Genomic DNA, 12788 nt, shown 5'->3' on the forward strand with positions numbered 1-12788 from the left:
GCGCTACATCCGCCCCTGACCCCAAGGAGACGCGCGACATGGCCATCGGCCTCGAAATTCTGCTGATCCTGCTGCTGGTCCTGCTGAACGGCGTCTTCGCGATGAGCGAGCTGGCCATCGTCTCCTCCCGCCGCACCCGGCTCACCGCGCTGCTGCGCCGCGGCCATCCCGGGGCGGCCGCGGCCCAGGCCCTGGCGGATGATCCGCAGCGCTTCCTGCCCACGGTGCAGGTCGGCATCACCATGGTGGGCGTGCTGGCCGGCGCCTTCGGCGGCGCGCGGCTGTCGCAGATCCTGGGCGTCTGGCTGGCCGAGATCCCGCTGATCGGCAGCATGGCGGAGGAGATCGCCTTCGCCCTGGTGGTCATGCTGATCACCTATCTCAGCCTGATCCTGGGCGAGCTGGTGCCGAAGCAGCTGGCGCTGCGCAATCCGGAGCGCGTTGCCGTCCTCGTCTCCCGCCCCCTGGCGGCGCTGGCCCGCGTCACCTCGCCCATCATCTGGGTGCTCTCGACCTCCTCCGCCCTCGTGCTGCGGCTGTTCGGCAAGCACGATGTCTCCGCCAACCAGGTGACGGAGGAGGAGGTGAAGGCCGTGGTGGCCGAGGGCGCCACCTCCGGCGCCATCGAGCGCGAGGAGCGGCAGATGATCGAGCGCGTGCTGCGCCTGGCGGACAAGCCCGTGCGCGCGCTGATGACGCCGCGGACGGAGCTGGAATGGCTCGACCGCACCGCGCCGCCCGAGGACGTGGCGGCGCGGCTGCGCGCCTCCTCCGTCACCCGCTTCATCGTCTCCGACGGGCGGGTGGACAATGTGGTGGGCGTGGTGGCGGCGAAGGACCTGCTGGACCAGCTGCTGGAGGGTGCCCCCATGTCGGTGGCCCGCGCCCTGCGCCAGGCGCGCGTACTGCCCGATACGCTCTCCGCGCTGGATGCGCTGGAACGGCTGCGCGGCGACCCGATCGGCATGGCGCTGGTGATGGACGAATACGGCAGCTTCGAGGGGGTGGTCACCGCCTCGGACCTGCTGGAAGCGATCGTCGGCGAGCTGGGCGCGCCGCAGGACGACACGAACCATCCCGCCGTGGTGCGCCATGATGGCAGCCTGCTGCTGGAGGGGATGATGCCCTCCGACGAGCTGAAGGCGCGCCTCGACCTGCCGGACCTGCCGCAGGAGGGCACCTATCACACGGTGGCCGGGCTGATGCTGGCGCTGCTGCAGCGCATCCCGAAGGAGGGCGACCGGATTTCCTGGGCCGGCTGGCGCTTCGAGATCATCGACATGGATGGAAGGCGGGTGGACAAGGTGCTGGCCGCGAAGGAGGAGATTCCTTCGTTTTAAGCGCGAAAGACCTCTCCCCCTGTCGGGGGGAGAGGGCTTCTGGACCTACTTCCCCGCATGCGCCTTGGCGATGGGCGCGATGAACTGCGGCTCCGTGTCCCAGGGAAACAGGATCCAGGTATCCTGGCTCACCTCGGTGATGAAGGTATCCACCGTCGGCTTGCCGGCGGGCTTCGCATAGACGGTGGCGAAATGCGCCTTGGGCAGCATGGACCGCACCAGGCGGGCGGTGGTGCCCGTATCGACCAGGTCGTCGATCAGCAGCCAGCCCTCGCCCAGGCTCTCCAGCGCCGCGGCGGGGGGCTTCACCACCTGCGGCTCGCCGCGGTGTTCCTCGTCATAGGTCACCACGGAGACGGTCTCGATCAGCCGGCAGTCCAGCTCCCGGGCGATGATCGCGGCCGGGATCAGCCCGCCGCGGGTGATGGCGACCATCCCCTTCCAGGGGCCGCGTTCCACCAGGCGCCAGGCCAGCGCCTTGGCGTCCCGATGCAGCTGGTCCCAGGTCACCGTGTAGTAGCGCGGCGCCATTGTCTCGTATCCTGCAGGCAGAGGTTGGTCGGAAATCCGGCGTCAGAACATCTTGCCGCCGCGTATTGCCAAGAGGTCCGGCGTCAAAACAGCTTGCCGCCGCATATTGCCAAGAGGTCCGGCGTCAAAACAGCTTGCCGCCGTCCGGGACCTTCAGGTCCGGCTTCAGCAGCACCACCGCCCCATTATCGTCCGGCACGCCGAGCACCAGGATCTCGCTCGCGAAACCTGCGATGCGGCGGGGCGGGAAGTTCACCACCGCCATCACCTGGCGGCCGATCAGCCGGTCCGGCGTATAGTGCACCGTGAGCTGGGCGGAGGATTTCTTCACCCCCAGATCGCCGCCGAAATCCACCCAGAGCTGGATGGCCGGCTTGCGGGCCTCGGGGAAGGGTTGCGCGTCGATGATGGTCCCGACGCGGATATCAACCTTCTCGAAATCGTCGAAGGAGATGGGTTCCATGCCTCTCCCTAGCCTGTGCCGGGCCGCGGGGGAAGGCGCGGGGTTGCAGGATGCCGGCGCCCGGCGCATGGGCTTCGGGAGATTCCGGCCGAGGAGCGCCCGCCATGCTGCCTGTGACACCCACCTTCCGCCTGGACGGGCTGCGTGCCCTGGTGACCGGCGCCAGCAAGGGCATCGGCCGCGCCGGGGCCGTGGCGCTGGCCGCGGCGGGGGCGGAGGTGGTGCTGGCCGCCCGCAGCCTGGAGGAGATGGAGGAGACCGCCACGGCACTGCGCGCCGCCGGCCATGCCGCCCAGGCGCTGCCGTTGGACGTGACGGACCGCGCCGCCGTGCGCGCCCTGGTGGCGGCCCAGAAGCCTTTCGACATCCTGCTGAACAATGCCGGCACCAATATCCGCGAGCCGTTTCTCGAGGTGCCGGATGCCTCCGTTGACCGTCTGCTGGACCTCAACATTCGCGCCATGTTCACCGTGGCGCAGGCGGTGGCACAGGGGATGGTCGGGCAGGGCAGGGGCGGGGCCATCATCAACCTCTCCTCGGTCAATGGGCACGTCGCGGGCGCCAATCGCACCGTCTATACGGCGACCAAGCACGCGATCGAGGGCCTGACCAAGGCCATGGCCTATGAGCTCGGCCCCAAGGGAATCCGGGTGAATGCCGTGGCGCCGGGCTTCGTGGAGACCCCGCTGACCCAGGCCTTCCTGGCGGATGAGAAGATCCGCACCAGCCAGATCCGCCGCATGCCGCTCGGCCGCATCATGACGGTGGAGGATCTCATGGGCGCCATCGTCTTCCTGGCGAGCCCCGCCAGCGCCATGGTGACCGGCACCAGCCTGGTGGTGGATGGCGGCGCGCTGACGCACTAGCCGCCCAGGCCCCCGTCTTGCCGGAAGGCCGCTCCGGCGCCAAAACACTGTCAACAATTTGCAAGGTGCCCCCAGCATGAAGCGCGACTTCCACGCCCCCGGCCGCAGCGCCGTCTATGCCGCCAATGGCATGGCCGCGACCTCCATGCCGCAGGCGACCCTCGCCGCGCTGGATATCCTGCGCGCCGGCGGCAATGCGCTGGATGCGGCGATCGCCGCCTGCGCCGTGCTGGGCGTGGTGGAGCCGCAATCGACCGGCATCGGCGGCGACTGCTTTTGTCTGTATGCCCCGGCCGGGACCGGCAAGGTCATCGCGCTCAACGGCTCGGGCCGCGCGCCGATGGGCGCGACGCCGGAGGCGCTGCGCGCGGCGGGGCTGACGGCCATGGTGCCGACCTCCGCCCATTCGGTGACGGTCCCCGGCGCCATCTCGGCCTGGGTGACGCTGAACAAGGCACATGGCCGCAAGAGCCTGGAGGAGATCCTGGCCCCGGCCATCCGCTACGCCGAGGAAGGTTTCTTCATCTCCGGCCGCGTCGCCTCGGACTGGGACTCCTCCGCGGCCAAGCTGGCCAAGCACCCGGGCGCGGCGAAGCACTTCCTGAAGGACGGCGCCGCCTATGCGCTGGGCGACAAGTTCGTGAACCCGGCGCTCGGCGCCACCATGCGCGCCATCGGCAAGCACGGCGCGCGCGCCTTCTATGAGGGCGCCATCGCCGCCGACATGGTCGCGACGCTGCGCGCCGCCGGCGGCACCCATACCGAGGAAGACTTCGCCCGCGGCGCGACGGTTGCCGAATTCGTCGACCCGATCAGCCGGGCCTGGCGCGGCATGGAGGTCTTCCAGTGCCCGCCGAACGGGTCCGGCCTGCTGGTGCTGATGATCCTCGGCATGATCGAGAAGCTCGGCACGGCAGAGCAGGGCCCGCTCAGCGCCGAACGCTTCCACCGCCATATCGAGGCCGCGCGCCTCGCCTATCGCGACCGCGACGCCTTCCTGGCTGACCCGTCCCAGGTCGAGGTGCCGCTGCAGCGCCTGCTGTCCGAAAACTACATTACCGACCTGGCCAAGCTGATCCGCGACGAGAAGGCGATGGCCGAGATGCCCGAGGCCGGCCATGCCGACTGGCAGAAGCACAAGGACACGGTCTACCTCTCGGTCGTCGACAAGGACGGCAATGCCTGCTCCTTCATCAATTCGCTCTTCGAGGGATTCGGCTCCGGCATCTTCGCCGAGAAGGCCGGCGTCATGCTGCAGAACCGCGGCTTCGGCTTCCGGCTGCAGGAAGGCCACCCGAACTGCATCGCGCCGAACAAGCGCCCGATGCACACCATCATCCCCGGCATGGTGATGAAGAACGGCGAGGCGATCATGCCCTATGGCGTGATGGGCGGGCACTACCAGCCCATGGGCCAGTCCATGTTCCTCGCCAACCACTTCGAATACGGCCTGGACGTGCAGGAAAGCCTCGATGCGCCGCGCCTCTTCCCCTACCAGGGCAAGGTGCAGGTGGAGCGCGGCATCCCGGCCAGCGTGATCGACCGGCTGAACCGGCTGGGCCACGAGGTGGCGCTGATCGACAAGCCGCATGGCGGCGGCCAGGCCATCCTGATCGATCGCGCCCGCGGCTGCCTGGTCGGCGGCTCCGACCCGCGCAAGGATGGCTGCGCGATGGGCTACTGAGCCGAACCGCGCGCCCCCAGGAAAAGGACCCTTACCCGCATGACCGAACCCTGCGACTTCACCGCCGTCGAGGCCCGCCGTCTGATCGGAGCGAAAAAGCTCTCACCGGTGGAGCTGCTGGAGAGCTGCCTGGGCCGCATCGCCGCGGTGAACCATGCGGTAAATGCGGTGGTCGCGCTGGATGAGGACCGCGCCCGGGCCGCCGCCAAGGATGCCGAAGCCGCCGTCATGTCGGGCCAGAAGCTCGGCCCGCTGCATGGCCTGCCGATCGGCATCAAGGACCTGGAGGAGACCCAGGGCCTGCGCACCACCTGGGGCAGCCCGATCTTTGCCGACCACATCCCGACCCGGGATGAGGCGATGGTGACGAATATCCGCGCCGCGGGCGCCATCGTCACGGCCAAGACCAACACCCCGGAATTCGGCGCCGGCGCCAATACGCGCAACATCGTCTATGGCGCGACGGGCAATGCCTTCGACCCGACGCGCTCCGCCGCCGGCTCCTCCGGCGGCTCCGCCGTCGCGCTCGCCTGCGGCATGTTCCCGATCTGCTCGGGCAGCGACACGGGCGGCTCGCTCCGCAACCCGGCGGCCTTCAACGGCATCGTCGGCTACCGCCCCTCGCCCGGCCTGGTGCCGGCGGAACGGCGCGGCCATGGCTGGTCGGCGCTGCCGGTGCTGGGCCCGATGGCGCGCACCGCGACCGATGCGGCGCTGCTGCTCTCCGCCATGGCGGATGACAGCGCGGTGGACCCGCTGGCCTATACCCTGCAAGGCCGCCGGGTGCGCGGCGGCGACCGCGACCTTTTCCCGCCCATGGGCATCGACCTCGGCAGCCTGCGCGTCGCCGCGACGCCCGATTTCGGCTTCGCGCCGACCGAGCAGCATATCCGCCGCGTCTTCGCCAGCCGCGTCGCCGCGCTGAGCCCGCTCTTCGGCCGGGTGGAGGAAGCGACCCCCGATTGCCGTGGCACCGACGAGGCCTTCGAGGTGCTGCGCGCCGCCGGCTTCATCGCCAGCCATGCGGAGAAGGTGCGCACCCGGCCGCAGGATGTCGGCCCCAATGTCATCGCCAATGTCGAGGAGGGGCTGCGCTATACGCTCGCGGACTATGCCCGCGCCGCCAGCGAGCAGACCCGCATCTATCGCGTCTGGCAGCAGTTCTTCCAGAACCACGACGTGATCATCAGCCCGGCCATCACCATCAGCCCGCGCCCCTGGACGGAACTCTACCCGGCCGAGATCGACGGCCAGCCGACCCGGACCTATTTCCACTGGCTGGCCCTGGCCTATGCGGTGACCCTGGTGGGCCACCCCGCCATCAGCCTGCCGCTCGGCGTGGACGAGGCCGGCATGCCCTTCGGCCTGCAGATCGTGGGGCCGCGCGGCGGCGATGCGAAGGTCATGGCGGTGGCGGCCGCGATCGAGGCGGCGGTGGCCGGCGATGCCGGGCTGATGCGCCCGGTGCCGGATATCGCCGCGCTGAAGGCGGCGCCGCCGATCTCCGGCATGCCCCAGTTCCGCACCTGGGGCTAGGGACCGCTTACCAGCGGCGATAGCCCCGGTTATAGCCATAGTCCCGGCCGTAATAGGGCCGGGAATAGCCGTAGGAGCGGCGGTCATAGCCGCGGTGGCGATGGCTGTTGTCATTGGCCGAGGCCAGCGCCGCCACGCCGAGCGCCGCGCCGGCGCCCAGCGCCAGCGAAGCCGGCACGTTCAGCGTGCCATCCGGATTCTGGCAGGCACCGAGCAGAAGGCTGGCAGCGAGGGCGAGGCCGGGAAGCACGCGCATGATCTGATCCTCCACGGCACCCCTTATCGGCGGTCGCTGCGGCGGGGGCAGGGCGCGGCCAAGGCGATGGCGTGCGGAAGATGGCGGCCGCATGGCGGGCGTTTCATGCGATGGTGGGCCGCCCAGCCTTGGCGTGACGCCAGGGCGGGTTAATGTGGCGGCCAAGGGCGCCCGGCCATCCGGACATGGTGCGCCCAACCGGAGACGCCCGATGACGAAGACCACGCGCCGCTTCCTGCTGGCGGCCCCCGCTTTGCTCGCCTTGGCCCCCGCGGCCCGCGCCCAGGCGCCCTGGAATCCCGGCCGCCCCGTCCGCATCATCCTGCCCTATCCGCCCGGCGGCGGCACGGACATCCTGGCCCGCGCGGTGGCGGAGACGCTGCGGCCGATCATCGGCCAGCCGGTGGTGGTGGAGAATCGGCCGGGCGCCAATGGCGCCATCGGCAGCGAGGCGCTGTCCAAGGCGGAGGGCGACGGCACCACCATCGGCATGGTCACCTCGACCCATACGCTGAACAAGTATGTCATGGGCAATCTCGCCTATGACCCGCTGGCCGATTTCCAGCCGATCGCGAAGATGACCATCCAGACCCTGGTCATGGTCTCCGGCACCGCGCAGCCCTTCTCGGATCTCGCAGGCCTGCTGGCCGCGGCGCGCGCCCGGCCCAATGCCATCGGCTTCGGCCAGACGGAGGCGGTGACCCGCTTCGCCGGCACGGAATTCGCGCGCTTGGCCGGCGTGCAGATGGAGGATGTGCCCTATCGCGGCGGCGGGCTGATGATGAACGATATCGTCGCCGGCCACCTGCCCTGCGGCTGGACCAGCACGGCGAGCGCCATGCCGCATCTGGGCACCGGCCGGGTGCGGGTGCTGTGTGTCTCGACGGCCCAACGCACGCCGCTGCTGCCGGAGGTGCCGACGGCGCAGGAAGGCGGGGTGGCGGGCTACGACATTTCCAGCTGGGTCGGCATGTTCGGCCCGAAATCCATGCCGGCCGCGGTGGCCGAGGGCATCCAGGCGGCGGTCGCCACCGCCTATCGCGACCCCGGCCTGGTGCAGCGCTTCCAGACCCTGGGGCTGGAGGCCGATCTGCGGCCCCCCGCCGCCTTTGCCCAATTCCTCGTCAACGACGATGCAGCCTGGGCAGAGGCGCTGCGGCACGGGCGCATCCAGCGGATGGGTTGAGCTTGGCTCAACCCTTCCCGCCGGAGAAGGCGTTGAAGGTCTGCAGGGTATAGGTGTCCTTCACCCCGGCCACCGTCTGCACCCGCTCCACCACGAAAAGGCCGATATCCTGGTCCGGCTCCAGGTAGAACTTGCCCAGCAGGTCATATTGGCCGCTGGTGGAGTGCATTTCCGACAGCTCGGGGATGCCATCCGCCATTTCCCGCGCCACGCGGTAGGCTTGGCCCATCTCGCATTTCACCATGACGAAGATGGCTCGCATCGGCTGCTCTCCTGGCTTCAAGGGCCGGCAGATTGGCCCGCCGGGCGCGCGGCGGGAAGGGGCGCGGGGAGGCATGGCACTTGCATGGAATTTGCGCGACACTCTTCAAGCCTGTCTTGCAAAATCCCGGATCGTGGGTCATTTGCGCGGAGCAGTCCGTCGTGGCCCATCCATAACGATCTTGCAGCGGGCGCCGAAGGGGTGCCAAAGGGGTGAAGGCTGTCCTCCCGGCCGGGACTTCTGCCGGGCCAACGCTGTCTGAACTGGGGTCGCATGCGCACATCTTCCCAGCTTGCCGTCATGGCCCTCATCGTCGGGGTTGGCGCGGCCTGGCACATCTATGGCGAGCAGTTCGGCCTGCCGCGTCCTTTGGCCCTGGTGGGGCTGGAGGCGGCGGCACCGACAGCGCAGCAGCGCGGCGTTCCGAGCGGGCCGATCGGCGTCGCGGTGGCCCCGGTGCGGACCGGCGCGGTGGTGGACCGAACGGAATCCGTCGGCACGGTGCGGGCGCGCAATGCGGTGGCCGTCACCGCCAAGGTCACCGGCATCATCACCAATATCCGCTTCGAGGAAGGCCAGAAGGTCGCCGCCGGTGACATGCTGGTGGATATGGAGGCCTCCGCGCTGCGCGCCGAGCTGGACCAGGCCCGCGCCCAATACGACGATGCCCGCAGCCAGGTGCAGCGGGCCCGGCAGCTGCAGCCCGGGCAGTCCATCGCCGCCCAGCGGCTGGAGACGCTGGAGGCCCTGAGCCGCCAGGCGGAAGGCCGCGTCCGCGCCACCGCTGCGCGGCTGGAGGAGCTGCGCATCGCCGCCCCCTTCGCCGGCCGTGTCGGCCTGCGCCAGGTCAGCCTGGGCGCGCTGGTGCAGCCGGGCACGGTGGTGACCACGCTGGACGACATCGCCCGCGTCCGCGTGGAATTTGCGGTGCCGGAGGTCTTCCTGGCCCGCGTGCAGGTCGGCAGCCAGGTCACCGCCCGCAGCAGCGCCTTCGGCGACCGCCGCTTCACCGGCACCGTCGCGGTGATCGACACGCGGATCGACGCCAATACCCGCACCGTCCGCGTCATCAGCGAATTCGACAATGCGGATGAGGCGCTGAAGCCCGGCCTGTTCATGACGGTGGAGCTGGTGCTGGCGACGCGCGCCAATGCCCTGCTGATCCCGGAAGAGGCGATCGACCCGCTGGGCGACCGCAGCTTCGTCTATGCCATCCGCGACAACCGCGCCAAGCGCCTGGAGGTCCGCCTGGGCCAGCGCCTGCGCGGGGAGGTCGAGGTGCTGTCGGGCGTCGAGCCCGGCGACGTGGTGGTGGTGCGCGGCATCCAGCGCCTGCGCAACGACGCCCCGGTGCGCGTGACCGAGACCATGGCCCGCCCGACCTCCTGAGGGCCGGCTGCCCCAGGCCCGCCCCGAAGACCTAGCCCCAGGGAAGCCGCTCGATGGTGCTCTCGGACGTCTCGATCAAGCGACCGGTCTTCGCGACCGTGATCAGCCTGATGCTCATCGTGCTGGGCCTCGCCTCCCTGATGAAGCTGCCGGTGCGCGAATATCCGGCCATCGACCCGCCCGTGGTCTCCATCACCACCACCTATCTCGGCGCCTCCGCCGGCGTGATCGATACCCAGATTACCGAGATCATCGAGGCCGCGGTGGCGGGGATCGAGGGCATCAAGGTGATGACCTCGCTCTCCCGCGACGAGCGCAGCCAGGTCACCATGGAGTTCCAGCTCTCCCGCAACGTCGATGCCGCGGCGAATGACGTGCGCGACCGCGTGGCGCGCGCGCTCGCCCGCCTGCCGGATGCGGCGGATACGCCCGTGGTGCAGAAGGTGGATGGTGATGCGCGGCCCATCCTCTGGGTGGCGCTGACCTCCGACCAGCTCTCGGGCATGGAGCTGACCGAGATCGCCCGCCGCCGCTTCGCCGACCAGCTGGCGATCGTCGAGGGCGTGGCGCAGGTGCTGGTGCTGGGCGAGCGCAAGCCGTCGATGCGCATCTGGCTGGACCGCCAGGCGCTGGCCGCGCGCGGCCTGACCGTGCAGGACGTGGAGGATGCGATCCGCCGCGAGAATATCGAGCTGCCGGGCGGCCGGATCGAGGGCAATGCGCGCGAGCTGACGGTGCGCACCGATACCCGCATCAGCGACCCGGCGCAGTTCCGCCAGGTGGTGCTGGCCCGCACCGGCGGCGGCCAGGTGCTGCTGGGCGACGTGGCGCAGGTGGAGGTGGCGCCGGAGGATACCCGCGGCGGCTATCGCATCAATGGCAAGTTCGGCATCGGCCTCGGCATCCTGCGGCAGTCCACCGCCAATACGCTCTCCGTCGCGGATGGCGTGAAGGCGGAGGTGGAGCGCATCCGCAGCAGCATCCCCGATGGCGTCGAGGTGGTGATCGGTTACGACGAGAGCACCTTCATCGCGCAGTCGATCTACGAGGTGGAGCATGCGCTGATGATCGCGCTGATCCTCGTGGTCGTCGTGATCTTCTTCTTCCTGCGCTCCTGGCGCGCCACCATCATCCCGGCCGTCGCGATCCCGGTCTCCATCATCGCCTCCTTCATCGCGCTGGCGGCCCTCGGCTTCTCGCTGAACGTGCTGACGCTGCTGGGGCTGGTGCTGGCCATCGGCCTCGTCGTGGATGACGCCATCGTGGTGCTGGAGAATATCCACCGGCGGATCGAGGAGGGGGAGGCGCCGCTGCTCGCCTCCATCCGCGGCGCGCGGGAGATCGCCTTCGCCGTCATCGCCACCACGCTGGTCCTGATCGCGGTCTTCGTGCCGCTGTCCTTCATGGGCGGCAATACCGGGCGGCTCTTCACCGAATTCGGCTTCGCGCTGGCGGCCTCCGTGCTCTTCTCCGGCCTCATCGCGCTGACGCTGACGCCGATGATGTGCTCGAAGCTGCTCAAGGCGCATGAGGGCGAAAGCTGGCTGGTGCGCTGGACCGAGCCCTTCTTCCTCGGCATGAACTGGGTGCTGCGCACCACGCTGCGCCGGGCGCTGGCCGCGCCCGTGCTGACCATGGGCGCGGTCGCGGCGCTGACCGCGCTCGCCGCGCTGCTCTTCGTCGTCCTGCCCAAGGAATTCGCGCCGACCGAGGATCGCGGCGTCATCATCATCCCGACCACGGGGCCGGAGGGCGCCTCCTTCACCTATACCAACGAGCATGTGGAGCGGGTGGAGCGGGTGCTGCGGCCCTTCGTGGAGAGGGGCGAGATCGCCTCGCTCTTTGCCACCGTCGGCGGCTTCCAGCGCCCGGCCCAGGCGAACCAGGCGAATATCTTCATGCGCCTGGCCCCCTGGGACCAGCGCGACCGCAAGCAGCAGGTGATCGCGGCGGAGATGATGCCGGGACTGCTCGGCATTCCCGGCGTGCGCGCCTTCGCGCTGAACCCGCCCTCGCTCGGCCAGCGCGGCTTCCAGCCGCCGGTGCAATTCGTCATCGGCGGGCCGGACTACAACGTGCTGGTGCAGTGGCGCGATGCCTTCCTGGAACGCGCCCGGCAGAATCCGCGCCTGCTGAACCTCGACAGCAATTTCCGCGAGACCAAGCCCGAGATCCGCGTCGAGATCGACCGCCGCAAGGCCGCGGAGCTCGGCGTCTCCATCCAGTCCATCGGCCGCACCATCGAGACCATGCTGGGCTCGCGCGAGGTCGGCACCTATGTCGAGGCCGGGCAGGAATACAAGATCCTGCTGCAGGCGCGGGAGGAAGACCGCGCCAGCCCCTATGACCTGCAGAACATCTTCGTCCGGACCAGCAATGGCGGGCAGCTCGGCCTGATCGCGGGCTCCGGCTCCACCCAGGGCGGGCTGGTGCCGCTGTCCAATGTGGTGACGCTGACCGAGCGCGCCCGGCCGCAGAGCCTGTCGCGCGAGGACCGGGTGCGCGCCATCACCATCAGCGCCTCGCTCGCCCCCGGCTATACGCTGGGGGAGGCGCTGGCCTTCATGGAGGGCGTGGCGCGGGACGTGCTGCCGCCGGAAGCGCGCATCAGCTATCGCGGCCAGAGCCTGGAGTTCAAGGAAAGCTCCGGCGCGCTCTACATCACCTTCGCCCTCGCGCTGCTGGTGGTCTTCCTGGTGCTGGCGGCGCAGTTCGAGAGCTTCATCCACCCCTTCATCATCCTGATGTCGACGCCGCTCGCCGTCACCGGCGGGCTGCTGGCGCTGCATGTCACCGGCCTGACGCTGAACATCTTCAGCCAGATCGGCCTGGTGCTGCTGATCGGGCTGATGGCGAAGAACGGCATCCTGGTGGTGGAATTCGCCAACCAGCTGCGCGACCGGGGCCTCTCGGTGCATGACGCGGTGATGGAGGCCTCGGTCGCCCGGCTGCGGCCGATCCTGATGACCTCCATCGCGACCGCCTTCGGCGCCCTGCCGCTGGCCATGGCGACGGGGGCGGGGGCGGAGAGCCGGGAGGCGCTGGGCGTGGTGATCGTCGGCGGCGTCACCTTCTCCACCATCCTGACGCTCTATGCCGTGCCGGCGCTGTACCTGCTGCTGGCGCCCTTCACCAAGCCGATCGGCGCCATCGCCCAGAAGCTGTCGGAGCTGGAGCGGCAGCAGCCGGTGCACCACCCCGCGCCGGCTGAGTGAGGTAGGCGCGGGCGGCGCGCCGCGCTAAATCCTCCCGAATACATCTTCGGGAGAGTCCGG

General features: G+C 69.7%; 11 protein-coding genes. 7 read left to right on the forward strand and 4 right to left on the reverse strand.

Going from position 1 to position 12788, the window contains the following annotated elements; translation table 11 throughout:
• Positions 1 to 38: 38 nt before the first annotated feature.
• Complete coding sequence (locus ACTIF1_RS02650; RefSeq protein ID WP_439594818.1) at positions 39 to 1340, forward strand: hemolysin family protein; 1302 nt, start codon at positions 39 to 41, stop codon at positions 1338 to 1340.
• A gap of 45 nt (positions 1341 to 1385) precedes the next feature.
• Here ACTIF1_RS02650 and gpt read toward each other — a convergent pair whose 3' ends face one another.
• Together gpt and ACTIF1_RS02660 are read right to left on the reverse strand one after the other, a co-directional pair.
• Complete coding sequence (gene gpt / locus ACTIF1_RS02655) at positions 1386 to 1871, reverse strand: xanthine phosphoribosyltransferase (protein ID WP_439594819.1); 486 nt, start codon at positions 1869 to 1871, stop codon at positions 1386 to 1388.
• A gap of 124 nt (positions 1872 to 1995) precedes the next feature.
• On the reverse strand, positions 1996 to 2334 hold the full coding sequence (locus ACTIF1_RS02660; protein WP_439594820.1) for a tRNA-binding protein: 339 nt from the start codon (positions 2332 to 2334) through the stop codon (positions 1996 to 1998).
• Positions 2335 to 2438: 104 nt separating this feature from the next.
• Between ACTIF1_RS02660 and ACTIF1_RS02665 the strand changes: the two genes are divergently transcribed.
• The 3 genes from ACTIF1_RS02665 to ACTIF1_RS02675 all read left to right on the forward strand — a co-directional run bounded on the left by ACTIF1_RS02665 (position 2439) and on the right by ACTIF1_RS02675 (position 6420).
• The gene (locus ACTIF1_RS02665; protein ID WP_439594821.1) at positions 2439 to 3200 is read left to right on the forward strand and encodes an SDR family NAD(P)-dependent oxidoreductase; all 762 of its coding nucleotides are present in this window, start codon (positions 2439 to 2441) and stop codon (positions 3198 to 3200) included.
• A gap of 76 nt (positions 3201 to 3276) precedes the next feature.
• Entirely contained in the window at positions 3277 to 4884 is a 1608-nt protein-coding gene (gene ggt, locus ACTIF1_RS02670; RefSeq protein ID WP_439594822.1) for a gamma-glutamyltransferase, read from the forward strand.
• Between the two features lie 39 nt (positions 4885 to 4923).
• Positions 4924 to 6420, forward strand: coding sequence for an amidase (locus ACTIF1_RS02675; protein WP_439594823.1), 1497 nt, complete (start codon positions 4924 to 4926; stop codon positions 6418 to 6420).
• Positions 6421 to 6427: 7 nt separating this feature from the next.
• On the opposite strand, the gene ACTIF1_RS02680 is transcribed toward ACTIF1_RS02675, so the two are convergent.
• Positions 6428 to 6676, reverse strand: coding sequence for a hypothetical protein (locus tag ACTIF1_RS02680; RefSeq protein WP_439594824.1), 249 nt, complete (start codon positions 6674 to 6676; stop codon positions 6428 to 6430).
• 211 nt (positions 6677 to 6887) lie between these two features.
• Between ACTIF1_RS02680 and ACTIF1_RS02685 the strand changes: the two genes are divergently transcribed.
• Positions 6888 to 7862 (forward strand): Bug family tripartite tricarboxylate transporter substrate binding protein, encoded by a 975-nt coding sequence (locus ACTIF1_RS02685; RefSeq protein ID WP_439594825.1) that lies wholly within the window; start codon positions 6888 to 6890, stop codon positions 7860 to 7862.
• Between the two features lie 7 nt (positions 7863 to 7869).
• On the opposite strand, the gene ACTIF1_RS02690 is transcribed toward ACTIF1_RS02685, so the two are convergent.
• A complete protein-coding gene (locus tag ACTIF1_RS02690; RefSeq protein WP_439594826.1) occupies positions 7870 to 8124 on the reverse strand; it encodes an Lrp/AsnC ligand binding domain-containing protein in 255 nt (84 codons plus the stop codon).
• Positions 8125 to 8424: 300 nt separating this feature from the next.
• Between ACTIF1_RS02690 and ACTIF1_RS02695 the strand changes: the two genes are divergently transcribed.
• Positions 8425 to 9513 carry an efflux RND transporter periplasmic adaptor subunit gene (locus ACTIF1_RS02695; protein ID WP_439594827.1) on the forward strand — a complete coding sequence of 363 codons (1089 nt, stop codon included), beginning with the start codon at positions 8425 to 8427 and terminating at the stop codon, positions 9511 to 9513.
• Between the two features lie 53 nt (positions 9514 to 9566).
• The gene (locus ACTIF1_RS02700) at positions 9567 to 12728 is read left to right on the forward strand and encodes an efflux RND transporter permease subunit (RefSeq protein ID WP_439594828.1); all 3162 of its coding nucleotides are present in this window, start codon (positions 9567 to 9569) and stop codon (positions 12726 to 12728) included.
• Positions 12729 to 12788: the final 60 nt, after the last annotated feature.

The organism is Falsiroseomonas sp., from assembly GCF_051860665.1.
Taxonomy (GTDB): Bacteria; Pseudomonadota; Alphaproteobacteria; order Acetobacterales; family Acetobacteraceae; genus Falsiroseomonas.